A 22,098-nucleotide genomic window follows, 5' to 3' on the forward strand; every position below is an offset into this window, starting at 1 on the left:
ATCGCCGAAATCCCGCCGTGAGTGCACGCTCGGCGCGAAGTCAGAGCGTCCGCACGCCGCGGAAGTACTCGACAGTGCGGCGCACGCCGTCGTCGAGCCGAACCTGCGGCCGCCAGCCCAAAACCCTTTCGGCCAAACCGATGTCGAGGCAGGACCGCTTCAGGTCGCCCAGCCGCGGTGGATGAAACTCCGGGTCGTCGGGCCCGCCGACGGCCGCGGCCACCGCCGAATGCAGTTGGCGGTCCGAGGTCTCTATGCCCGTGCCGATGTTGAAGCGCTGCCCGCCGCCCGCTTCCCCCGCGGCCTTGACGAACGCGTCCACCACGTCGTCGACGAACACGTAGTCGCGGGTGTTGGTGCCATCGCCGAACACCTTGGTGGTCTCACCCGACAGCAGCGCCTGGGCGAAAATCGCCACCACGCCCGCCTCGCCGTGCGGGTCCTGGCGCGGCCCGTACACGTTGGCGGGCGCGATGTGTGAGCAGTCCAGCCCGTACAGATGCCGAAAGGTGTTCAGATAGATTTCCCCGGCCACCTTGCCCGCGGCGTACGGCGACGCCGGATCGGTGGGCACCGTCTCGGGGGTGGGATAGCGCGGCGGGGTGCCGTAGATGGATCCACCCGACGACGTGTGCACGATCTTGCGCACCCCGCTGCGGCGTGCGGCTTCGGCCAGCCGCACGGTGCCGATGACGTTGACCGAGGCGTCGAACTGCGGGTCGGCCACCGAGTGCCGCACGTCGATCTGCGCCGCCAGGTGGAACACCACCTCGGGCCGGTGCTCGTCGAGGATGGCGTTCAGGTCGGCCGTCACGATGTCCGCCTCGACGAAGACGTGCGAAGGATTGTCGGCCAGGTGCTCGAGGTTGGTCGCGCGGCCGCTGGCGAAGTTGTCCAGCCCCAACACCGTGTGGCCGTCGGCCAGCAGACGGTCGACTAGCGTCGACCCGATGAATCCGGCTGCCCCGGTGACCAGTGCGCGCACCGGCCCACCATACAGAGTGGCCTCCGCGGCGGCCGCGCTGATCGCGGTGCAGCTGGTGATCCGCGCCGTGCTGGCCTTCGGCGGCTATTTCTACTGGGACGACCTGATTCTCATCGGCAAGGCCGGCACCCACGGCCTGCTGTCGCCCTCGTATCTGTTCGATGACCACGACGGCCATGTGATGCCGGCGGCCTTCCTGCTCGGCGGCGCGATCACCCGGCTGGCTCCCCTTGACTGGACCTGGCCGGCGATCAGCCTGGTGGTGCTGCAGCTACTGGCCTCCCTGGCCCTGTTGCGCGCCCTCTACGTCATCCTGGGCTGGCGCTGGGTGCTGCTCCTCCCGCTGACGTTCGCACTGTTCACCCCGTTGGGCGTGCCCGGGTTCGCGTGGTGGGCGGCGGCGCTGAACTCGCTGCCGATGCTGGCGGCGCTGGCGTGGGTGTGCGCCGACGCGATTCTGTTGGTCCGCACCGGCAACCAGCGCTACGCGGTCACCGGGGTGCTGGTCTACTTCGGCGGCCTGCTGTTCTTCGAAAAGGCGGCCGTGATCCCGTTCGTGGCGTTCGCGGTGGCCGCCCTGCTGTGCCACGTGCGGGGCGAGCGGGCCGCGCTGCGCACGGTGTGGCGGGCGGGGCTGCGGTTGTGGATCGCGTCGCTGATCTTGACCGCCGCCTGGGTGGCGCTGTATCTGGCCGTGGTCAACCAGCAGCGCTGGAGTTCCGACCTGGCGATGACGTGGGATCTGCTCTTTCGATCGGTCACGCACGGGATCGTGCCGGGGCTGGCCGGCGGGCCGTGGCACTGGGACCGCTGGGCGCCCGCGTCGCCGTGGGCCACTCCCCCGCCGGCCGCGATGGCGCTCGGCTGGCTGGTGCTGGCCGCGGTGCTCGCGCTGTCGCTGGCGCGCAAGCAGCGCGTAGGGGCGGTATGGCTGACGGCGGCCGGTTACACCGTCGCGTGCCAGGTGCCGATCTATCTGATGCGGTCGTCGAAGCAGACCGCGCTCGAGCTCGCGCAGACCCTGCGGTATCTGCCGGACCTCGTCGTGGTGCTGGCGCTGCTGGCCGCCGTCGCGCTGTGCGCACCCAACCGGCCTCCCTCGGCGCGGTGGCTGGACGCGTCGCGGTGGCGCGCGGTCGCGGTGACGGGTTTGGCGGGGTTGTTCGTGGCCAGCAGCCTGTACTCGACGGCGACGTTTCTGACCAGCTGGCGCGACAATCCGGCCCAGCCGTATCTGCAAAACGCCCGGGCCGGTTTGGCCGCCGCGCGCAGGGCCTCGAATGCGCCGATGCTCGACCAGGAGGTCGATCCCCTGGTGTTGCAACGAGTGGCCGCGCCGGAGAACCTGGCCAGCCACATGTTCGCGCTACTGCGGGATAGGCCCGAATTCGCCGTGGCGACGACGCAATTGCGCATGCTCGACAGTTCCGGGCGGGTGATCCCCGCGAGAGTCACCTGGATTCGGACCATCGCGCCGGGGCCCATGCCGCACTGCGGCTATTTCGCGCAACCGGATAATCCCGCCCGCCTGGTCCTCGACGGGCCGTTGCTGCCCGCCGACTGGACCGTCGAACTGAACTACCTGGCCAACAGCGACGGTTCGATGACGCTGTCGTTGACGCAGGGACCCGACGTCAAGGTTCCGGTGCGTCCCGGACTCAACCGCGTCTTCGTCCGGTTGCCGGGCGCCGGCGACGCGATCACCGTCCGGGCCAACACCGCGGCGCTCTCGTTGTGCCTCGCGTCCGGGCCGGTGGGTTTCGTCGCGCCGGCCTAGCGCGCGGTGAGCTCGGCCAGCATCTGCGAGCGCGCGGTGACCGCCTTGACCGAGGCGACGGCGCCGTCGGCGACGTGGGCGATCCCGGCGATATGCAGCGTGGCCGGCTTTCCGACGAATTGTTCTGCGCCCGCGCCCAATCCATCCCGGTACGGGCCGCGGATCGTGGCGTGGAACGGGACGTCGTCGCCCGCGGAAAAGAGGTCGTTGACCACGACGTCGCGGGGATCGAGCAATGGTTCGTACGCCGCGCCGGTGCGCTCGTCGTCGATCTCGTGGGTGGGAGCGTCGGCGAGATCGCCGTTTTCCAACCACGCGCGCACGGTCTTTTCAGCGTCGGGGTCGGCGGGTATCGCCTCGGTCGACGTCCAGGGATCGATGTGGGGCGGAATCAGCGGATGGGGTTGACCGCTGGCGATCTGCGCCCGCATCGCGAAATAGTCCTGCTCGACGTAGTTCTCCGTCAGCCGGGTGCCGTTCCACTTGTACAGGCCGATGCCGCGCCAGCAGGTGAGTGCCCGCGACTGCCCGGCCGGCATGGCCGCGTGCTCACTGAAGTGCATGCACAGCCGATCGCCGTTGAGCACGAACTCGTGCACGGTGATGCCCAAACCCGGTGCGGCGTCGAAGATCTGACGGACAGCCTCGGCATACGTGGTCGACCGGACGAGCGCCAAGCCGTTGATGTGCACGACGTAGTCGGACTCCATGAGCTGCGGGCAGAGCGATTGATCGTGCGAATTCGTGTAGTCGATGCAGTACTTGCGCATCAGTGCGACGAAGGGATGCATGTCACTCCCCGGCGAAGGGGCCCAGAAGCTCTGGTACTCGGAGGGATTCGGGCACGCGCTCGACGCCGATGGCCCGGTCGATGGCCTCGTGCAGGTAGTAGATGCGCCGCTCGTGATAGCCGAGCCGCACGGACTCGAGGGTGCCCGCATCCAGCGACCGCTGCGTGCCGGGCAGGACGTCGAGGTCTTCGAACAGCACCTGGGATAGGGCCGCGATGACGGCGTCGTTGGTCTGCGCGTCGGCGTCGAGTGACGAGCACCAGTGGACGCTGTAGGTCGACGTGGCCGGCCCGGTCGGCCAGTTGGTGATCAAGAAGACGAACCCGGTGCCGTTGAACACGATGCTCAGGTTCGGGAAGACATGGTAGGAGAACGTGCCCCGGAACGGCAGATCACCGAGGCCGGGAAACACGCACGGGAACGGCGAGAGGGACTCCCCGTCGATCCCGTCGCGATAGGAGACGAGCATGCGGGAATGGCCGTTGCGCAGCAGCTGGATGCCGGTTGCCGACTGTTGCAGAGCCCGGGCCGCCGAGGCGCGGTGTACGTAGTTGACGTGGTAAGTCTCGAGATTGGCGTCGACCGGCAGCTTCCAGTTGACGGGAACGTCCCGCACCGTGCGATTCACCAGGTGTAGCCGGCCGTCGAGCGTGCCGAAGTCGCTGAGATCCTCACCGACGGAGGCGAGATACCCCGACAGCGGCGACGCTCCCGCGTCGAGGTTGACGAAGACGAGAGGACCCCACGACTCGCACCGGACCTCGGCCAGGCCGTGGCACGCGGGGTCGAGCCCGGCGAAGTTCGACGCCTCGGGATAGCCGACAAGCTTTCCCTCGAGCGAGTACGTCCATGCGTGGAAGGGGCACGTGAGCCTGCGGCCGATGTTTCCCTGCGGCTCCTCGACGAGCGCGGCGCCCCGATGCCGGCAGGTGTTGTAGAAGGCGCGAACGAGGTTGTCGCGCCCGCGGATCAGCATGACCGGCTGGTCGAGCTGGTCGAGCAGCAGGTAGTCGCCTGGGTTGCGCAGCTGGTCTGCGTGGGCCACGAACAACCAGGAGCGCGAAAAGACCGCGGCGGCTTCGAGTTTGGCGAAGCCGGCATCGGAATAACGTCCGGCGGGAACCGGCGGCAGCACGGGGAACTCCGGGGGGTATGCCCGTCGCTCCGCTTCGGCTCGGGCGTCCCGCTTGACCCCGTCGATCAGCTGGGAGCTCATCACCACCACCCGAGTATATGAATGGTGACTCATTTATCAAGACATCGCGGGCCAATTCCCGCAAGAATGGCCCCATGCCGAATACGAAGGCTCCCGCGCGTCGCCCCCGGGGCCGCCCGCGCAAGTCGGACGCACAGGCCACCGCCCTGCGGCTCCTCGACGCGGCCGCGGCGGTGTGCGTCGAAAGGGGATTCGAGGGCAGCACCCTGCCGCGCATCGCGGAGCGCGCGGGCGTCTCGCCGACCGCCGTTTACAACCACTTTCACAGCCGTGAGGAGTTGCTATACGCGGCCGCGGTGCGTGCCCTCGACCAGATCACCTCCGCCGCGCCGCGCACGGCTGGCGGCGAGCAGACCGTGCGAGCCATCGCAACCGCCTACCTACGCCCGGAAATGACACAGCACCGGCGGCTGATCGCCGAGTTGCATCTGGCCAGCCGGCGCGACGAGCGGTTGGCATCCTTGATCGCGCAGTGGCACCGCGATTACGGCGACCGGTTCGTCGGGGCCCTATCGGGCAGCGATCCAAACCCGCGAGCCACGACGAAAGTCGTGTTCCTGCTGCTGCTCGGGCTTTGCCATTTCGATGACGTCTCGGCGATCAGGGCGTCGCGCGCCGCGGTCACCGAGCGGGTCGAGCGCATGATCGAGATGCTGGTGCCGGGGCGGTCCATTCTCGTTGAGCCGCAATAACTTACACGGGCGTCGACTCAAGGGGCGAGCTGGACATGGCCCCTCGGCGGGGGCTGGGCAGAGGGCGGCGGAGGAGGAGGCGCCTCGGGCGCGGGCGCGGGTGCCTCGGGTTGTGGCGCGGGCGCTTCCGGTTGTCGCGGGGACAGCGGCTGTTGTACACGGGGTGGCGGTGCCGGGGCTGGCGGCGCGAGCTGCGCTGCCGTCGGCGCCGGGATCTGTGGATCGGGCGTGATGTCCCCCACCGGGGCTGGCCCGAATGTCGTTGCCAGCGGCGGTAAATCGTTCGCCGCGGCAGGAGCCCACCAGGCGGTGCATATCAAGGCGGCGATCACCGCGTACTTACCTGCCCGTCGCGCCGCGGCCCGAAAGTCCAGTGGTGATGCACCCCTACAACCAGTTACGATCTCCATCATTGCAGGCGCCCGCCGCCGCCACTGTTAAAGAAATGGAAATCCTGCCGTGCGCACCGGGATCATCCGCCTCGCAGCCGCTCTGGTTGGCGTCTCGGTGTTGCTGGCGGGGGCAAGTGTTTGCGCTGGTGGGGCAGGCGCGGACACTCAGCAGGATCAGTTCCTGGCGAGGCTCCAACAACTGCAGATTCCCGCCCTCGATGGCGTGCCGGGGCTCGTCTACCACGCCCATGAAATTTGCGGCCAACTCGACAGCGGCACCCCGGGCGAGGACGTAGTGACCAATGTGATGAACAAGGCGTATGACGACAATCCGTCCTTACGCGCAATGTCCGCTCGCGCCAGAAGGACGGCGGTCAGGTTCGTCACGGCGTCCGTGGACGTCTACTGCCCCAGCCATCAAGGCGAGATTCCGCCCGCCTGAGGTGCGGAGCGTCGGAGCCACCTAGGAGAATCGAACTCCTGACCTGCTCATTACGAGTGAGCCGCTCTACCGACTGAGCTAAGGTGGCGTGCCCTGCCGGGCGGCACGAGTCTACGGCAGGCAGACAAGCGCACCCAACTCGCCGGAACTCAATCGCGCAGTTCCTGGCCGATGGTCGCGACCATGGCGTCGACCGCGAACTTGGGTTTGACGTTGATCGCCAGCGCTTCACGGCATTCGAGGACGGCCTCGATGCAGCGCAGCAACCGCTCGGGCGTGGCGTGGGCGGCCAGCGCCCCCACCCGCGCGGCCATGTCCGGGTGGTTGGCCCGCACGGCGCCCGCGTTCGCCGAGACCACCAGCGCGTCGCGGAAGTAGGTCGCCAGGTCGATCAGCGCCCGGTCCAGCGCGTCGCGCGACGCGCGCGTCTGCCGCGACTTCTGCCGTCGCTCCAGGTCCTTGAGAGCGCCTGTGGCCCCGCGCATCGCCGATGCGGTGCCCTTCCCCGAGCCACCGGCGCCGAGCGCCGTTCGCAGCTCTTCGGTCTCGGCCTCGGCGCGATCGGCGGTCAGCACGACGGCCTCGGTTTCGGCCGCGGCCACCAGCTCCTCGGCGGCCTCGTAGGCGCGCGAGGGGGTCGCGGCGTCGCGCACCAGTCCCAGCGCCCGCTCGCGCCGCTGCCGGGCCTCGGGGTCGGTGGCCAGCCTGCGCGCCCGCCCCACGTGACCGCCGCTGACCGACGCGGCCCAGTTCGCGGTGTCGGCGTCCAGGCCGTCGCGCTCGATCAGCACGCGCGCGATGGCCTCGGTCGACGGGGTCACCAGCGCGACGTGCCGGCAGCGCGACCGCAGCGTGACCGCGATGTCCTCGGGGTCCACCGACGGCGCGCACAGCAGGAACACCGTCGACGGCGGCGGTTCCTCGACGACCTTCAGCAGGGCGTTGGCCGCGCCTTCGGTGAGCCGGTCGGCGTCCTCGATGACCACGATCTGTCGATGCCCGGTGGTGGGGCGGCGCGACGCGATCTGCACGATCGCCCGCATCTCGTCGACACCGATGGACAGGCCCTCGGGGATCACCCGCCGCACGTCGGCGTGGGTGCCGGCCATCGTCGTCGTGCAGGCCCGGCAGCTGCCGCAACCCGGCTCGCCGTCGGAGGTGCACTGCAACGCCGCGGCGAAGCACAGCGCCGCGACCGACCGCCCGGAACCCGGCGGGCCGGTGATCAGCCACGCGTGTGTCATAGTCCCGTCGCTGGCGGGGCTGTGGTCCAGGTCACCGCGTGCGGCCCGGGCGGCGGCGAGCAGCGCGGCCTCCACCGCCTCCTGGCCCACCAGCCGTGTAAACACTCCGGACATCACCGGCAACACTAATGACGCCGACCGACGGATACCGATCGGCCACCAAACCGCGACAATTCCGTTATGTTTCGCGGCGTTTGGCCAGCACCGGGCGACTGGCCGAGGGGTTTATAGGTTTCCAACAAGTCCGTGCCGACCGATACGGTGGGTTGGTGGCAACCGAGGCAGCACTGCCCGGGCGAATCAGCGCGTTCGTCCGGTGGGTGGTGCGCACCCCGTGGCCGCTGTTCGCGTTGAGCATGTTGCAGGCCGACATCATCGGCTCGCTCTTCGTGTTGGGCTTCCTGCGCTATGGCCTGCCGCCGCAGGACCGCATTCAACTGCAGGATCTGCCGACGGTCAACCTGGCCATCTTCGCCAGCTCGTTGGTCGTGTTGTTCCTCGTCGGTGTCGTGGTCAACCTGCGGCTGCTGGTGCCGGTTTTCCGCTGGCAGCGCCGCGACAACATGCTCGCCGAGGCCGACCCGGCCGCCACCGAGCTGGCGCGCAGCCGCGCGCTACGCATGCCCTACTACCGCACGTTGAGCACCATCGTGTACTGGTGCATCGGCGGCGTGGTGTTCATCGTCGCCAGCTGGTCGGTGGCCCGCTACGCCGCACCCGTAGTCGCCGTCGCGACCGCGCTGGGAGCCGCGGCGACCGCGATCATCGGCTACCTGCAGTCCGAGCGGGTGCTGCGGCCGGTAGCCGTCGCTGCCCTGCGCAGCGGGGTCCCGGAGAATGTCAAGGCTCCCGGCGTCATCCTGCGGCAGATCCTGAGCTGGATGCTGTCCACCGCGGTGCCGCTGCTGGCCATCGTGCTCGCGGTGGTGGCCGACAAGGCGTCGCTGCTGCACGCCGCGCCGGAAAGTCTGTTCAACCCGATCCTGCTGCTGGCGCTGGCGGCCCTGGGCATCGGGCTGGTCAGCACGCTGTTGGTGGCGATGTCGATCGCCGACCCGCTGCGCCAGCTCCGCTGGGCGCTGTCGGAGGTGCAGCGCGGCAACTACAACGCGCACATGCAGATCTACGACGCCAGCGAATTGGGTTTGCTGCAAGCGGGTTTCAACGACATGGTCCGCGACCTGTCCGAGCGGCAGCGGCTGCGCGACCTGTTCGGTCGCTACGTCGGCGAAGACGTCGCCCGCCGGGCACTGGAGCGCGGCACCGAGTTGGGCGGGCAGGAGCGCGACGTCGCGGTGCTGTTCGTGGACCTGGTCGGCTCGACGCAGCTGGCCGCCACGCGCCCGCCTGCCGAGGTGGTCCATCTGCTCAACGAGTTCTTCCGCGTGGTGGTCGACACCGTGGGCCGGCACGGCGGGTTCGTCAACAAGTTCCAGGGCGACGCGGCGCTGGCGATCTTCGGCGCGCCGATCGAGCACCCGGACGCATCCGGCGGCGCGCTGGCGGCCGCGCGTGAGCTGCACGACGAACTCCTGCCGGTGATCGGGTCCGCGGAGTTCGGCATCGGGGTGTCGGCCGGTCGGGCCATCGCGGGTCACATCGGGGCGCAGGCCCGCTTCGAATACACCGTGATCGGCGATCCGGTCAACGAGGCCGCGCGGCTTACCGAGCTGGCCAAGCTCGAGGCCGGGCACGTGCTCGCGTCGGCGATCGCGGTCAGCGGCGCGCTGGACGCGGAAGCCCTGTGCTGGGATGTCGGGGAGGTCGTCGAGCTGCGCGGGCGCGCCGCACCCACTCAGCTGGCCCGGCCGCTGCAGCTCGCCACTCCGGCCGAAGACACACCGGAGCGCGCGTCCGAAGAGGTATCCAGCGAGATCATGTGACCCGCCGGATTAGCTACGCCTGGCGGCCTTCTTCGCCGGCGACTTGCGCGCCCGCGACGCCTTCCTGGCGGGCCGCTTCGCCGGGCCACGGGCCCGCCGGTCGGCCAGCAGTTCGGCGGCGCGCTCGTCGGTGATCGACATGACGTCGTCGCCCTTGCGCAGGCTGGCGTTGGTCTCGCCGTCGGTGACGTAGGGCCCGAATCGGCCGTCCTTGACGACCATCGGCTTGCCCGACGCCGGGTCGGTCCCCAGCTCCCGCAGCGGCGGCGCCGAAGCGCTTTGGCGCCCAGAACGTTTCGGCTCGGAGTAGATCTTCAACGCCTCGTCGAGCGTGATCTCGAAGATCTGGTTCTCGCTCGTCAGCGAGCGAGAATCGCTGCCGCGCTTCAGGTATGGGCCATAGCGCCCGTTCTGCGCGGTGATCTCCTCGCCCGATTCGGGATCCACTCCGACGACGCGGGGCAGCGACAGCAGCTTCAGCGCATCCTCGAGAGTGACCGTCTGCAGATCCATGCTGCGCAACAGCGATCCCGTCCGGGGCTTGGGGCCGGTGGGCTTCTTGCCCTTCTTGGGGGGCTCGCCATTGGTGTCGGCCGGGGGCTCCGGCAGGATCTCGGTCACGTACGGCCCGTAGCGACCGTCCTTGGCGACGATCTCGTGGCCGGTGTCCGGGTCCACCCCGAGCACCCGTCCCTCTTGCGGCGTGGCGAACAGCTCCTCGGCGACCTCCAGCGTCAGCTCGTCGGGCGTCAGGGAGTCGTTGAGATTGGCCCGCTGCGGCGTCGGTTCGCCGTCATCGCCGGTGATCGTGCGCTCCAGGTAGGGGCCATTCTTGCCGACCCGGACGTAGACGGGGCGGCCCTGCGCGTCGTCAAACAGCTTGATGGAGTTGACTTCTCGAGCGTCGATGCCTTCGAGGTTGACGCCGACGAGCTTCTTCAGGCCACCGGAGCGGGCGATCGACTCCGGCACGCCGTGGTCACCGCCGAAGTAGAAGTTGTTCAGCCACGTGGTGCGCTGCTCGTTGCCCGAGGCGATCTCGTCGAGCTCGTCTTCCATCGCCGCGGTGAACCCGTAGTCGACGAGCCGGCCGAAGTGTTGCTCCAGCAGACCGGTGACGGCGAACGCGACCCACGAGGGCACCAGGGCGCTGCCCTTCTTGTGCACGTAGCCGCGGTCCTGGATGGTCTTGATGATCGACGAGTACGTCGACGGGCGCCCGATGCCCAACTCCTCGAGCGCCTTGACCAGCGAGGCCTCGGTGTAGCGCGCCGGCGGGTTGGTGGCGTGACCGTCGGGGGTGAGCTCCAGCGCGTCCAGCCGCTGGCCCTCGGTGAGGTGCGGCAGCCGCCGCTCGGCGTCGTCGGCCTCGCCGCCGGCCAGCTCGTCGACGGTTTCCACGTACGCCTTGAGGAAGCCCGCGAACGTGATGGTGCGGCCGGTCGCGGAGAACACCACCTGCCGCTCGCCCGCGGTGCCGGCGATCCGCAGGCTCAGCGTGGTGCCGCGCGCGTCGGCCATCTGCGAGGCGACCGTGCGCTGCCAGATCAGTTCGTAGAGGCGGAAGTCGTCGCCGTTGAGTTCGTGGCGCACCGCGTCCGGGGTCGCGAACGTCTCCCCGGCCGGACGGATTGCCTCGTGCGCCTCCTGGGCGTTCTTCACCTTGCGGGTGTACTGGCGCGGCGACGGGGAGACATACTCCTCGCCGTAGAGCTGGCGGGCCTGGGTCCGCGCGGCGTTGATCGCCGACTCCGACAGCGTCGTGGAGTCGGTACGCATATAAGTGATGTAGCCGTTTTCGTAGAGCCGCTGGGCGATGCTCATCGTGCGCTCCGCGGAGAAGCGCAACTTGCGGCCGGCCTCCTGCTGCAGCGTCGACGTCATGAACGGCGGATACGGGCGCCGCGTATAGGGCTTCTCCTCGACCGACGCCACGCTCAGCTGCCCGCCGCGCAGCCCGGCGGCCAGCTCGGTCGCCTGAGCCTCGTCGAGCACCACGACCTCGTCGGCCTTGCGCAGCGCGCCCAGCGAGTCGAAATCGCGGCCGGTGGCCACGCGCAGCCCGTCGACGTTGGTCAGCCGGGCGATGAAGGTGGGCTGCTGGGCCTGCGGGTCGGACACGCTGGCGTCCAGCTTGGCGATGACGTCCCAGTAGGCGGCGCTGCGGAACGCCATCCGGTCGCGCTCGCGCACGACGATGATGCGGGTGGCCACCGACTGCACCCGGCCCGCCGACAGCTTCGGCGCGACCTTCTTCCACAGCACGGGGCTGACCTCGTAGCCGTAGAGCCGGTCCAGGATGCGGCGGGTTTCCTGCGCGTCGACGAGGTCGATGTCCAGGTCGCGCGGGTTCTCGGCGGCCTCGAGGATGGCCGGCTCGGTGATCTCGTGGAACACCATCCGCTTGACCGGGATGCGGGGTTTGAGGGTTTCCAGCAGGTGCCAGGCGATGGCTTCGCCTTCGCGGTCGCCATCCGTGGCCAGATAGAGTTCGTCGACGTCCTTGAGCAGGCCCTTCAGCTCGGTGACGGTGCTCTTCTTCTCCGGGCTGATGATGTAGAGCGGTTCGAAGTCGGCGTCGACGTTGACCCCGAGCCGGGCCCACGGCTCGGACTTGAATTTGGCCGGAACGTCGGCGGCGGCGCGGGGCAGGTCGCGGATGTGGCCGCGCGAGGACTCGACGATGTACCTCGAGCCCAGGTAGCTGGCCAGTTTGCGCGCCTTAGTCGGCGACTCGACGATGACAAGTCGCCGCCGGCTCCCATTTCCGCTGGTGCCGCGGTCTTCTTCGTCAGCCAACTGCGCTTACGCTCCATCTCTTGTCCCGGCCCCCCTGCGGGACCGCCCTGCAGGAAGAATGACAGGCCGGCTTCCGAAATTCCGATGAAATTCAGATACGCCAGCGTTCCTTCGCCTGCGGGCACCTGACAATTTCGCACCCTTGGGTGGGCCGATGCAAACCGACTCCCCGAGACGCGGGCCCAATCTAGCCGCTAAATCCGCGGCCACACCGACAACGCGGCGGCGTCATTCGGGGGTTCCCCGACGTTCTCTACCAGTCGCGACAGCCGCCGACGGCCGCTGATCCGAAGCGCGGGCCGGCCGCGGCGGGTGCCGATCAGCGTCGGCGCGATCCCGACCCGCATCAGAGCCGACGCCAGCGGCGAATGGGTGTCCGGCGCGTGCGGGTCGAGCCCGAGAAGATAGTGGTCGCCTTCGGGCGCGCCGGCCGCCAGCGTCCACGCCCGCAGCTCGCGCGGCCCGGGCAGCCAGCGCGGCGGGACGGTCTTGACCGCCCCGCGCGTCCACTCGGCGGCCATCGAGGTCAACGACGGGTTGACGGCCGTCCTTACCAGCGGGGTGTTCTCGTCGGTGCGGCCGATCTCGGGGACCAACCCCGCCTCGCGGATCATCTCGGCCAGCGCGGTAGCGCGCCACAGCTCATCCACGACCACCGAAAGCCGGGCACCCTGGACGTCCGGGGCACCGACCATCACGATCTGCCCGGAGGCTGCCAGCACCCCGGAGAGATCGGCGACCGCGGGCGGCACCGACTCCGCTGTGAAGAAGGAAAGCTGGCTCACGCTAACCGACAGTAGGCCAGGTCGCCCGCCCACGCGTTGAGGTTGGCGGTGAGCCGGGAATCCGCGGGCGCTTTCCGCAGCGATGGAGGCAGAAAGAAAACCCCCCGCCTGGCCCGTAAAACGGGACTGTACGGGGGGTTTCCGTCGTGAATCCGCTCAGTTAGACGGAACGGACTCCGGTGGCCTGGGGGCCCTTAGGGCTGTGGCCGATCTCGAACTCGACCTTCTGGTTTTCTTCGAGGGTGCGGAAGCCCGAACCCTGGATCTCCGTGTAGTGGACAAAAACATCTGCGGATCCGTCTTCGGGTGCAATGAACCCGAAGCCCTTCTCCGCGTTGAACCACTTCACAGTTCCCTGTGGCATCTCTCGATCTTTCCTTTTCTTCTGGATGCGGGGCGCCGCCTTTCGATGCCCCGGGCCGAGTACGACCGCCATACCTCGCGTAGTCGCCGGAACTTCACCCGACCTATAACCTCGCAGGAACCGCGGCCGCAACGTTGTTCCTGCGAAAGTGTGACACGAACACAGAAGCTGCGACCGCAAACAGTCAACCATGTTCATCGCGTCGGCGACAGACTTGTGTCGCGGGCTGATTCTTGGAGGGCATGAGGTGGCGAGTTTCGGTAGTGACCTGCTGGCCGCCGCGCTCGCCGGTACCGCGGCGGGCGAGCATCCGCTGCGCCATGTCGCCGAGCTGCCGGCGCGGGGCGGCCGGCCGCAGGGCTGGCCGGACTGGGCCGAGCCCGACGTGGTGCGCGCATTCGCTGATCGCGGTGTCACGTCCCCCTGGTCGCACCAGGTCCGCGCCGCGGAACTGGCCCACGCGGGGCGTCACGTGGTGGTGAGCACCGGCACCGCGTCGGGCAAGTCGCTGGCCTACCAGCTTCCGGTCCTCAACGCGCTGGCCACGGATCCGCGGGCCCGCGTGCTATACCTGTCGCCGACCAAGGCGCTCGGCCACGATCAGTTGCGCGCCGCGCACGCCCTGACGACGGCCATTCCCCGGCTGCGAGACGTCGCCCCCACGGCCTACGACGGCGACAGCCCCGCCGAGGTGCGTCGCTTCGCCCGCGAGCGCTCGCGCTGGCTGTTTTCCAATCCCGACATGATCCATTTGTCGATACTGCGCAACCACGCGCGCTGGGCCGTCCTGTTGCGCGGCCTTCGCTTCGTCATCGTCGACGAATGCCATTACTACCGTGGGGTTTTCGGCTCGAACGTGGCCATGGTGCTGCGCCGGCTGTTGCGGCTGTGCACACGCTACTCGTCGGCGCCCACGGTGGTGTTCGCCAGCGCGACGACGGACTCGCCGGGCGCGACGGCCGCCGAACTCATCGGCCTTCCGGTGGAGGAGGTCACCGAAGACGGTTCACCCCAGGGCGCCCGCACGGTGGCGTTGTGGGAGCCCGCGCTGCGGGCTGACGTGACCGGCGAGAACGGCGCCCCGGTGCGGCGCTCCGCGGGGGCCGAGGCGGCACGCGTGATGGCCGATCTGATCGCCGAAGGGGCGCAGACCCTGACGTTCGTCCGGTCGCGCCGCGCGGCGGAACTGACGGCGCTGGGCACCCGGGCGCGGCTGGACGACATCGCGCCGGGGCTATCGCCGACGGTGGCGTCGTATCGGGCGGGCTATCTCGCCGAGGACCGCAGCGCGCTGGAGCGCGCCCTGGCCGAGGGCCGGCTGCGCGGCCTGGCCACCACCAACGCGCTGGAGCTGGGCGTCGACATCGCCGGGCTGGACGCGGTGGTGCTCGCCGGATTTCCCGGGACCGTGGCCTCGTTCTGGCAGCAGGCCGGACGGTCGGGCCGGCGCGGGCAGGGCGCGCTGGTGGTGCTGATCGCCCGCGACGACCCGCTGGACACGTATCTGGTCCACAATCCCGCCGCGCTGCTGGACAAGCCGGTCGAGCGGGTGGTGATCGACCCCGCCAACCCCTACATTCTCGGACCCCAACTCCTTTGTGCCGCAACCGAACTGCCGCTTGACGACGCCGAGGTCTCCTCTTTCGGTGCGGTGGAGGTGGCCTCGGGATTGGTCGACGACGGGCTGCTGCGCCGCCGCAACGGCAAGTACTTCCCCGCGCCGGGGCTGGAGCCCCACGGTGCGGTGGATATCCGCGGCTCCGCGGGTGGGCAGATCGTCATCGTGGAGGCCGACACCGGGCGGCTGTTGGGCAGCGTCGGGGTGGGCCAGGCGCCGGCGTCGGTCCACCCGGGGGCGGTGTACCTGCACCAGGGCGACAGCTACGTCGTCGATTCGCTGGACACCGAGGACGCGATCGCGTTCGTGCACGCCGAGGATCCCGGGTATGCCACTTTCGCCCGGGAACTCACCGACATCGTCGTCACGGGCAGCGGGGAGCGGTTGGAGTTCGGGCCCGTCGTCTTGGGTGTGGTGCCGGTCAGGGTCACCCATCGGGTCGTGGGCTACCTGCGTCGCCGGCTTTCCGGAGAAGTCATCGACTTCGTCGAACTGGACATGCCGGAGCACACGCTGGACACCACCGCGGCGATGTACACCATCACGCCGGAAGCGTTGCACCGCAACGGCATCGACGCAGTGCGGATTCCCGGGTCGTTACACGCGGCCGAGCACGCCGCCATCGGCCTATTGCCCCTGGTGGCCAGCTGCGACCGCGGCGACATCGGCGGCATGTCGACCGCGGTCGGTCCCGACGGCCTGCCCAGTGTGTTTGTCTACGACGGCTACCCGGGCGGCGCGGGATTCGCCGAACGCGGCTTCCGCCGGGCGCGCACCTGGTTGGGAGCGACCGCCGCCGCCATCGAGGCCTGTGAATGCGCGACGGGATGCCCGTCGTGCGTGCAGTCCCCCAAATGCGGCAACGGCAACGACCCGCTGGACAAAGCGGGTGCAATCCAGGTGCTGCGCCTCGTGCTGGCGGAGTTGCCCTAAGCGTCACGTGGGCCGATCCGCCGGACGGCGACCGACCCCTCAACGGTCGACCTCCACGGATGGCATCGCGACGGCCGCGCCGAGGGCACATTTCCTTTTTGCTAAAGAAATGCCTGTACGCCAATTACACGCGCGGCGAATGCCAGAAGCTACCAAGGCTGCGCTGGGATTTGCAAATTCGCCGGCCACCCGGCGACCGGCGGTTGCCTTCATAACCGGCGCTGGGAACCAAGGGCCGCCCGCACCGCCGTAAAATCGAGCGCATGGCCCACGACTGGTTGCTCGTGGAGACGCTGGGGGACGAACCCGCTGTGGTGGCGCAGGGGCGCCAACTCAAAAATCTCGTCCCGATCACGACGTTCCTGCGCCGCAGTCCCTCGCTGTCCGCGGTTCGGACGGCGATAACCGAGTCGGTGCAGACCGGTCAGAGCCTCACCAGCATCACCCCCAAGCGCGATCGGGTCATCCGCACCGAGCCGGTGCTGATGTCCGATGGCCGCATGCACGGTGTGCACGTGTGGACCGGCCCCGCCGATATCGAACCCCCCGAGCGGCCGGTGCCGGGCCCGTTGAAGTGGGACCTCACCCTGGGCGTGGCGACCGACACCCGGGAGTCGCTGGCCAACAGCGGCAAGAACCCCGACGTCGAGGTCACCTTCGGCAGAGCTTTCGCGGAAGACCTTCCGTCGCGTGCCCTCAATCCCAACGAAACCAAGGTGCTGGCCATGGCGGTGCGGGCGAAGCCGGGCCAAACGCTGTACAGCACATGGGATCTCACCGATTGGCAGGGAAACCCCGCCCGGATAGGATTCGTCGCGCGCACCGCGCTGGAACCGGGGCCGGACGGCCGGGATCACCTGATCGCGCGAGCGATGAACTGGCGTGCCGACCTCAGGGGTCCGTCGGTATCCGCCGACGATCTGGCGCAGCGGATCCTCAACGGACTGGCGCAGGCCGGTGTCCACCGCGCACTCGTCGACCTACACAACTGGACGCTGCTGAAGTGGCTCGACGAGCCCTGCACCTTCTACGACTGGCGGGGCAGCGACACGGACAGGCCCAGGGTTCACCCCGACGATCAACCCCTGATGTCCGCCATGACAAAGGAATTCGCCGACGGCCCGACCAGCCGCGTGCTTCGGATGCGCGGTCACGACGCCGATTGGGTGCCCGTGCACGTCACTGTCAACCAGGTGGAGCTCGAACCCGATATCTTCGCCGGGCTCGTTTCCCTGCGGTTGCCCACAGACGAGGAAATCGCCGCCGCCGGATTGCCTCCAGCCCAAGCCGACACGACCTAAGGCTCTGACACCGGGCCCGCGCGAGCGGCCGCCCGCGCCGGGCCGCCAAATGCGACGGCGACCTGGACGGTGACGACGACATCGAGATCGTCGGCCCCGCACTGCACACCGTCGATCTGCATTTCGCGGGCCACCGCCGTCGCACGCGCGCACGCGGCCTCCAGTCCGGACGGCATCCGTGCCGCGGCGGCCAGCGCGGCGAGATCCGCGGCCGCCTGCGCGCGGTGGCGCGCCACCACCGCCGAGCCGACGTACGCGCCGGCGCCCGCGACACACAACAGCACCGCAACCATCGCGGCCGCGAGGACGGTCGCCGAGCCCCGATCATCGCCCGGACTCCGCCGCGGCGACGGCTTTCGCAGAAATATCCAACGCGGGCAACAGTTTTGACCGAGCGACCACGGTAGCGACCAGAAAATCGCCGTCTCGGCGCACCTGGATCCGGGCGGCCGCCGGTGCGATGCGGCGAGCGGCGTCGACGGCCGAGCGCTCGTCACCGCGCGCGGCCAGCCGGGCGGCCTCGCGCGCCGCGTCGACGCAGCGCACCTGCATCGACACCGCGGACAGACCTGCCAGACACAGCACCAACACCACGACCAACGCCGCGATCGCCAGCGCCGCTTCCACGGTGCTCGCGCCGTCACACCCGGCTAAACCTTGGTATTGAGGGCTCGACCGATGATGTTGGTCAGCGCCGACACGATGGAATCGCCCGTGACGACGGTGTAAAGAATCGCGCCGAACGCGGCCGCCGCGACTGTCCCGATGGCGTATTCGACCGTGGACATGCCCGATTCGTCGGCCGCCAAGACCGAAATGCGGGCCACGAGCACGCGAAACATGTTGATCACCAATGCATCCTCTCTTCTGCGATGTCACTTTCACAGCAAGCCCGACTGGAAAACATCGCCGGCCAGCCCGGCCACCACCGGCACGATTCCGAGGCACACGAAGGCCGGCAGGAAGCACAGTCCGAGCGGCCCGGCGATCAAGACCCCGGCCCGCTCGGCGGCGGCGGTGGCCGCGTGCGAGGCGTCCTGCCGAGACTGGTCGGCCAAGTCCTCGACGCCGTCGGCCAACGCGGCACCCGAGGCTGCCGAACGCCGCGCCAGCCGCAGCAAGGCATCGGTCTGCGCGTCGACCTCCGCGGCCCGCAGGTCGGGCGGGATCGCCCATGCCACAAAGGGATCCGCGCCCAGTGCCAGAAGATCGGCGGCTCTGCGCAACACTCGGGCCAGCTTCGGTGGCGCGGACGCGGCGGTGGCCGCCGCGGCGGTCGACACCGCCATGCCCGCGCCCAGGCACGCAGCCAACACGTCGAGGCTGGATGCGACCGCCAGCGGGTCCGCTCCTGGTTCGGCCCGCGACCGCGGCCGAGGGGCGGGCGACGGCGTCCCCGCCCGCGCCCGAACCACCGACGGTCCGGGCCCGATGCATAGTGCCAGGGCGAGCAACACCGCCGCGGTGCTCATGCCACGACCCGAGCTGTGATCCGGTCCGACCACAACAGCCCGATGCACGCCAGCGTCACCCCGACCACCAGCAGCCACCCGCCGCCATGCCCGCTGAGCAGAAATTCGACCGGCCGGGCCCCGATCAGCTGACCGAGGAGCACGCCCAGCAGCGGCAACCCCGCCAGTATGGCGGCGGTGGCCCGCGCCCCGGCCATGCCCGATGCCACCCGCGCCGAGAACCGTTGCCGCTCAGCGATATCGCGCTGCGCCGTCCGCATCAGGGTGGCTATCGCCAACCCGTGGTCGTTGGCCAATTGCCAGCACACCGCGAGCCGATTCCAGTGCGTGGGCTGAGCCGATGATCGCGCCGCGGCGCGTAGGCCGGCCGCGACGTCGGCGCCCAATCTGGCCCGCGCCGCCACGGCGCGCAACGACCCGGCGACCGCGCCGGCGGTTTCGTCGGCGGCAACGCGGAACGCATGCACCGGATGCGAGCCCACCCGCAATTCGCCGACCAACACATCGAGGGCGGCCTCCATCGTGCGACCTTCGTCCGTCGCGAGCCGCACGCGGCGCCGCCAGCGGTAACGCAGGCCCGCCGTCGCGCCGGCCGCCGCGACGGCGAGGACCGTCGTCAGCGGCAGCAGGACGGCGGCGGCTACCGCGGCACACGCCATCGCGACGCCGGCCCCGCCCCTACCGACCCTCACTCGCCGGCCGGGCGGCGGCGCGGTGGCGAGCCGGCGCCGCGGGGACGCCGGAAAGACCAAGAGCGCGAACGACATCAGCAGCGCGGGCGCGACCGGACTATTCATTCGCGCCGCTCCTCCTCATCGCTTCGTCCCCCGCAAGCGGCAGGTGCCCCCACTGCATCGTCGCCGGCGCGTCATGCCGGCGTCCGGGCGCGCAGCATGCGGTGCAGGTCCTCGGCGTCGTCGGTCATTCCCCGGTCCGCGTGCCACACCGTGACCGCCCGAACCCGGCCGTCGACGTGGCGCAGCGTGGCGATCTCGGCGAGCCTGCGCTTGCCGGCGCGATCCCGGGCGACATGCAGCAACACCTGAACCGCCGCGGCCAGTTGGCTGTGCAGAGCGGCCCGGTCCAGACCACCGAGCGCCCCCAACGCCTCCAGCCGGGCGGGAACCTCGCCCGGGTTGTTGGCATGCACCGTGCCGGCCCCGCCGTCGTGGCCGGTGTTCAGCGCGGCCAGCAGGTCCACCACTTCGGCGCCCCGCACCTCCCCGACCACGATGCGATCGGGCCGCATTCGCAGCGCCTGCCGGACGAGTTGGCGTAGCGGAACCTCGCCGACGCCCTCGACGTTGGCGCACCGCGCGACCAGCTTGACCAGATGCGGATGTCGGGGCGCCAGCTCGGCGGCATCCTCCACGCACACGATCCGCTCGGCCGGCGACACGGCGCTCAGCATCGCCGCCAGCAGGGTCGTCTTCCCCGCTCCCGTCCCGCCGCACACGAGGAAGGCCAACCGGGCGGCGATGATGTCGGCGACCAGCGCGGCGGCCCGGGGCTCGATCGCGCCCGCCGCGGCAAGCGCCGCCAAATCCTGTGTGGCCGGCCGCAATACCCGCAGCGACAAGCAGGTCCCTCCGGCGGCCACGGGCGGCAGCACCGCGTGAAGCCGCACCGCGAAGCCGCCGGCACCGATGCCGGTCAGCTGCCCGTCCACCCAGGGCTGCGCGTCGTCGAGCCGCCGGCCGGCGGCCAGGGCCAGCCGCTGCGCCAGCCGCCGCACCGCCGCCTCGTCGGCGAACCGGATCTGGCTGCGCCGCAAGCCGTTTCCGTCGTCGACCCATACCGCGTCGGGCGCGGTGACCAAGACGTCGGTCGTGCCGTCCGCGCACAACAACGGTTCGAGGATGCCGGCACCGGTGAGCTCGGTCTGCAGCACACGAAGATTGGCGAGAACCTCGGTATCACCGAGCACCCCGTTGGATTCGGCCCGAATCGCGGCGGCCACCACGTTGGGCCGCAGCGGGGCGGACTCCGCCGCCAACCGCTCGCGCACCCGGTCGATCAGCGAGCCGCTCACGCCGCCCTGCCCTGAGCACCCGAGCCCGCACGCGGCAGCACGGCAAGCACCCGGCGAGCCGCGACCGCGAGCGCGGATCGCCGCCCCGGGCGCAGACCGCCTTGCTCAACCCGCCCCGCGAGTTGGGGCTCGGCCCTCATCGACGCCAGCAGCGGCAAGCCGGCAATATCGGCGACCTCGGCCGCGCGCAATCCCCCCGGCGACGGTCCCCGCACGACCAGCCCGACATTGGGATTGATCGCGGCAAGCACCGGGGCGATCGCCGCGGTCGAAGCGCACGCCCGCACGTCGCACGGGCTGACGACGACCACGAGATCGGCGGCGTAGAGCGCCGCTTGGGCCGCATCAGTGAGGCGGCGGGGAAGATCGCACACCACGGTGACTCCCCCGCGGCGACCGGCATCGACGACGGCCTCGACCGGCGCCGCGTCCAATTCGCAGGAGCGCCGCGTTCCCGACAGCATGCTGATTCCGCGATGTCGCGGCAGGGCATCGCGCACGGCCGACCAGTTAAGCCGTCCGCCCTGCAATGCCAGATCGGGCCACCGCAGACCCGGCGCGGTCTCGCCGCCCATCAGCAAATCGATGCCGCCGCCCCAGGGATCGAGGTCCACCAAAAGCGCGTCGCTGGCGGCCAGGGCCACGGCGGCGGCCAGCAAAGACGCACCGGCCCCACCGCACCCGCCGATCACGGCCAAGACCTCGCCGCGCGGCCCGTCCTCACGCACCGATTCGCCGGCCTCGGCGAGGTTGCGGATCAATTCATCTTCCTGCGCAGGCATCCGCAGCACATGCTGGGCGCCGACGGCGATGGCTGCCATCCACGTCGCCGCCGTGGGTTCGGCGGCGGTCAACACGTTGACGTGTGCGCGCCGCGGAAGCGCCGTCTGCGCGCATCGATCGGCCGCCGCCGCGTCGAGCACCACCGCCGCGGCGGCCGACCACGTTTTCCTACTCACTACGGCACCGCCGACATGGACCACCCGAACTCCGACCGCGGCGGCCACCCGGTCGAGTTCTTCGCGCAACTCCGCATCGGTCAGCGCCGCCAGCACGCCGGCCGACCCCGGCGACACGACGCGGGTATTTGCAGTCACCCACTCACCGTGCGCGGCCATGACCTTGGGACACCAGTGCCAAACCCGGATTTGTGGAGAGAGACGCAAGTGTGCACAAAGGCGTTGCACAACGCGCGCTCAGCTTACGGATCACCCGGTCCCCGCAACGCGCACCGGGCCGCGCCAATCGCGCGGAACGACCGAATTTTTTACCCCAGAAAAGGGACGACCCCCGCCAGGGGGGGAGGAGGCGAGGGTCGTCGTGTATCAGCCCCGGGGGGTCGGGCTGATACACCCTCGGCTCAGGCCGAGTA

The 22,098-nt window shown here is 69.8% G+C and carries 20 protein-coding genes, 1 tRNA gene and 1 pseudogene; 6 read left to right on the forward strand and 16 right to left on the reverse strand.

Going from position 1 to position 22,098, the window contains the following annotated elements; translation table 11 throughout:
- Positions 1-40: 40 nt before the first annotated feature.
- Entirely contained in the window at positions 41-985 is a 945-nt protein-coding gene (locus A5745_RS01340; protein WP_076059825.1) for an NAD-dependent epimerase/dehydratase family protein, read from the reverse strand.
- On the opposite strand from A5745_RS01340, the gene A5745_RS01345 reads away from it, so the two are divergent.
- Positions 951-2,762: a hypothetical protein gene (locus A5745_RS01345; RefSeq protein WP_254848475.1), complete on the forward strand. Its 1,812-nt coding sequence runs from the start codon at positions 951-953 to the stop codon at positions 2,760-2,762. The two genes, A5745_RS01340 and A5745_RS01345, sit on opposite strands and share 35 nt — an antisense overlap.
- On the opposite strand, the gene A5745_RS01350 is transcribed toward A5745_RS01345, so the two are convergent.
- Together A5745_RS01350 and A5745_RS01355 are read right to left on the reverse strand one after the other, a co-directional pair.
- Complete coding sequence (locus tag A5745_RS01350; RefSeq protein WP_076114841.1) at positions 2,759-3,553, reverse strand: hypothetical protein; 795 nt, start codon at positions 3,551-3,553, stop codon at positions 2,759-2,761. The two genes, A5745_RS01345 and A5745_RS01350, sit on opposite strands and share 4 nt — an antisense overlap.
- A gap of 1 nt (position 3,554) precedes the next feature.
- On the reverse strand, positions 3,555-4,769 hold the full coding sequence (locus A5745_RS01355; RefSeq protein ID WP_254848476.1) for an aromatic ring-hydroxylating dioxygenase subunit alpha: 1,215 nt from the start codon (positions 4,767-4,769) through the stop codon (positions 3,555-3,557).
- 74 nt (positions 4,770-4,843) lie between these two features.
- Here A5745_RS01355 and A5745_RS01360 point away from each other — a divergent pair, with 74 nt between their 5' ends.
- Both A5745_RS01360 and A5745_RS01365 read left to right on the forward strand, forming a co-directional pair.
- Positions 4,844-5,461 carry a TetR/AcrR family transcriptional regulator gene (locus A5745_RS01360; protein WP_175879745.1) on the forward strand — a complete coding sequence of 206 codons (618 nt, stop codon included), beginning with the start codon at positions 4,844-4,846 and terminating at the stop codon, positions 5,459-5,461.
- 459 nt (positions 5,462-5,920) lie between these two features.
- Positions 5,921-6,295: a DUF732 domain-containing protein gene (locus A5745_RS01365; protein ID WP_076114844.1), complete on the forward strand. Its 375-nt coding sequence runs from the start codon at positions 5,921-5,923 to the stop codon at positions 6,293-6,295.
- Between the two features lie 15 nt (positions 6,296-6,310).
- Here A5745_RS01365 and A5745_RS01370 read toward each other — a convergent pair.
- Positions 6,311-6,383, reverse strand: a tRNA-Thr gene (locus A5745_RS01370).
- A 61-nt stretch (positions 6,384-6,444) separates the two neighbouring features.
- Positions 6,445-7,653, reverse strand: a complete 1,209-nt coding sequence (locus A5745_RS01375; protein ID WP_076114871.1) for a DNA polymerase III subunit delta' — start codon at positions 7,651-7,653, stop codon at positions 6,445-6,447.
- A 98-nt stretch (positions 7,654-7,751) separates the two neighbouring features.
- Here A5745_RS01375 and A5745_RS01380 point away from each other — a divergent pair, with 98 nt between their 5' ends.
- Positions 7,752-9,422 (forward strand): adenylate/guanylate cyclase domain-containing protein, encoded by a 1,671-nt coding sequence (locus A5745_RS01380; protein ID WP_139329389.1) that lies wholly within the window; start codon positions 7,752-7,754, stop codon positions 9,420-9,422.
- Positions 9,423-9,431: 9 nt separating this feature from the next.
- Here the strand turns inward: A5745_RS01380 and topA are convergent, their stop codons facing one another.
- The 3 genes from topA to cspA all read right to left on the reverse strand — a co-directional run bounded on the left by topA (position 9,432) and on the right by cspA (position 13,370).
- Positions 9,432-12,221 carry a type I DNA topoisomerase gene (topA, locus tag A5745_RS01385; protein WP_076114845.1) on the reverse strand — a complete coding sequence of 930 codons (2,790 nt, stop codon included), beginning with the start codon at positions 12,219-12,221 and terminating at the stop codon, positions 9,432-9,434.
- Positions 12,222-12,415: 194 nt separating this feature from the next.
- Entirely contained in the window at positions 12,416-13,006 is a 591-nt protein-coding gene (locus tag A5745_RS01390) for a hypothetical protein (protein ID WP_076059813.1), read from the reverse strand.
- A gap of 160 nt (positions 13,007-13,166) precedes the next feature.
- Positions 13,167-13,370 (reverse strand): cold shock protein CspA, encoded by a 204-nt coding sequence (cspA, locus tag A5745_RS01395; protein WP_007166602.1) that lies wholly within the window; start codon positions 13,368-13,370, stop codon positions 13,167-13,169.
- Positions 13,371-13,617: 247 nt separating this feature from the next.
- Between cspA and A5745_RS01400 the strand changes: the two genes are divergently transcribed.
- Both A5745_RS01400 and A5745_RS01405 read left to right on the forward strand, forming a co-directional pair.
- Positions 13,618-15,921, forward strand: a complete 2,304-nt coding sequence (locus A5745_RS01400; protein ID WP_076114872.1) for a DEAD/DEAH box helicase — start codon at positions 13,618-13,620, stop codon at positions 15,919-15,921.
- Positions 15,922-16,184: 263 nt separating this feature from the next.
- Entirely contained in the window at positions 16,185-17,222 is a 1,038-nt protein-coding gene (locus tag A5745_RS01405) for a PAS domain-containing protein (protein WP_076059812.1), read from the forward strand.
- Here the strand turns inward: A5745_RS01405 and A5745_RS01410 are convergent.
- From A5745_RS01410 to ssd, 8 genes and pseudogenes are all read right to left on the reverse strand, one after another.
- Positions 17,219-17,515 carry an Rv3654c family TadE-like protein gene (locus A5745_RS01410; RefSeq protein WP_083662639.1) on the reverse strand — a complete coding sequence of 99 codons (297 nt, stop codon included), beginning with the start codon at positions 17,513-17,515 and terminating at the stop codon, positions 17,219-17,221. The two genes, A5745_RS01405 and A5745_RS01410, sit on opposite strands and share 4 nt — an antisense overlap.
- Positions 17,516-17,546: 31 nt before the next feature.
- Complete coding sequence (locus tag A5745_RS01415) at positions 17,547-17,849, reverse strand: TadE family type IV pilus minor pilin (RefSeq protein WP_076059810.1); 303 nt, start codon at positions 17,847-17,849, stop codon at positions 17,547-17,549.
- 23 nt (positions 17,850-17,872) lie between these two features.
- Positions 17,873-18,064 carry a DUF4244 domain-containing protein gene (locus tag A5745_RS01420; protein ID WP_076059867.1) on the reverse strand — a complete coding sequence of 64 codons (192 nt, stop codon included), beginning with the start codon at positions 18,062-18,064 and terminating at the stop codon, positions 17,873-17,875.
- 39 nt (positions 18,065-18,103) lie between these two features.
- Entirely contained in the window at positions 18,104-18,694 is a 591-nt protein-coding gene (locus tag A5745_RS01425) for a type II secretion system F family protein (protein WP_205866295.1), read from the reverse strand.
- The gene (locus tag A5745_RS01430) at positions 18,691-19,491 is read right to left on the reverse strand and encodes a type II secretion system F family protein (RefSeq protein ID WP_076114846.1); all 801 of its coding nucleotides are present in this window, start codon (positions 19,489-19,491) and stop codon (positions 18,691-18,693) included. The genes A5745_RS01425 and A5745_RS01430 overlap by 4 nt, the downstream gene beginning before the upstream one ends.
- Positions 19,488-19,562 (reverse strand): annotated as a pseudogene (locus tag A5745_RS24155) (16S rRNA (guanine(966)-N(2))-methyltransferase RsmD); the annotation flags it as partial. The gene A5745_RS01430 and the pseudogene A5745_RS24155, both read right to left, overlap by 4 nt.
- Positions 19,563-20,726 (reverse strand): TadA family conjugal transfer-associated ATPase, encoded by a 1,164-nt coding sequence (locus A5745_RS01435; RefSeq protein WP_076114847.1) that lies wholly within the window; start codon positions 20,724-20,726, stop codon positions 19,563-19,565.
- Positions 20,723-21,769, reverse strand: a complete 1,047-nt coding sequence (ssd, locus tag A5745_RS01440; protein ID WP_254848477.1) for a septum site-determining protein Ssd — start codon at positions 21,767-21,769, stop codon at positions 20,723-20,725. The genes A5745_RS01435 and ssd overlap by 4 nt, the downstream gene beginning before the upstream one ends.
- Between the last annotated feature and the right edge of the window lie 329 nt (positions 21,770-22,098).

The organism is Mycobacterium sp. IS-2888 (assembly GCF_001954215.1).
Classification (GTDB): Bacteria; Actinomycetota; Actinomycetes; order Mycobacteriales; family Mycobacteriaceae; genus Mycobacterium.

Coding starts and splice junctions, on each gene's coding strand:
- A5745_RS01345 (WP_254848475.1), top strand. CDS start 951: ATGAATCCGGCTGCCCCGGTGACCAGTGCGCGCACCGGCCCACCATAC.
- A5745_RS01350 (WP_076114841.1), bottom strand. CDS start 3,553: ATGCATCCCTTCGTCGCACTGATGCGCAAGTACTGCATCGACTACACG.
- A5745_RS01355 (WP_254848476.1), bottom strand. CDS start 4,769: ATGAGCTCCCAGCTGATCGACGGGGTCAAGCGGGACGCCCGAGCCGAA.
- A5745_RS01360 (WP_175879745.1), top strand. CDS start 4,844: ATGCCGAATACGAAGGCTCCCGCGCGTCGCCCCCGGGGCCGCCCGCGC.
- A5745_RS01375 (WP_076114871.1), bottom strand. CDS start 7,653: ATGTCCGGAGTGTTTACACGGCTGGTGGGCCAGGAGGCGGTGGAGGCC.
- cspA (WP_007166602.1), bottom strand. CDS start 13,370: ATGCCACAGGGAACTGTGAAGTGGTTCAACGCGGAGAAGGGCTTCGGG.
- A5745_RS01405 (WP_076059812.1), top strand. CDS start 16,185: ATGGCCCACGACTGGTTGCTCGTGGAGACGCTGGGGGACGAACCCGCT.
- A5745_RS01410 (WP_083662639.1), bottom strand. CDS start 17,515: ATGGTTGCGGTGCTGTTGTGTGTCGCGGGCGCCGGCGCGTACGTCGGC.
- A5745_RS01420 (WP_076059867.1), bottom strand. CDS start 18,064: ATGTTTCGCGTGCTCGTGGCCCGCATTTCGGTCTTGGCGGCCGACGAA.
- A5745_RS01425 (WP_205866295.1), bottom strand. CDS start 18,694: ATGAGCACCGCGGCGGTGTTGCTCGCCCTGGCACTATGCATCGGGCCC.
- A5745_RS01430 (WP_076114846.1), bottom strand. CDS start 19,491: ATGAATAGTCCGGTCGCGCCCGCGCTGCTGATGTCGTTCGCGCTCTTG.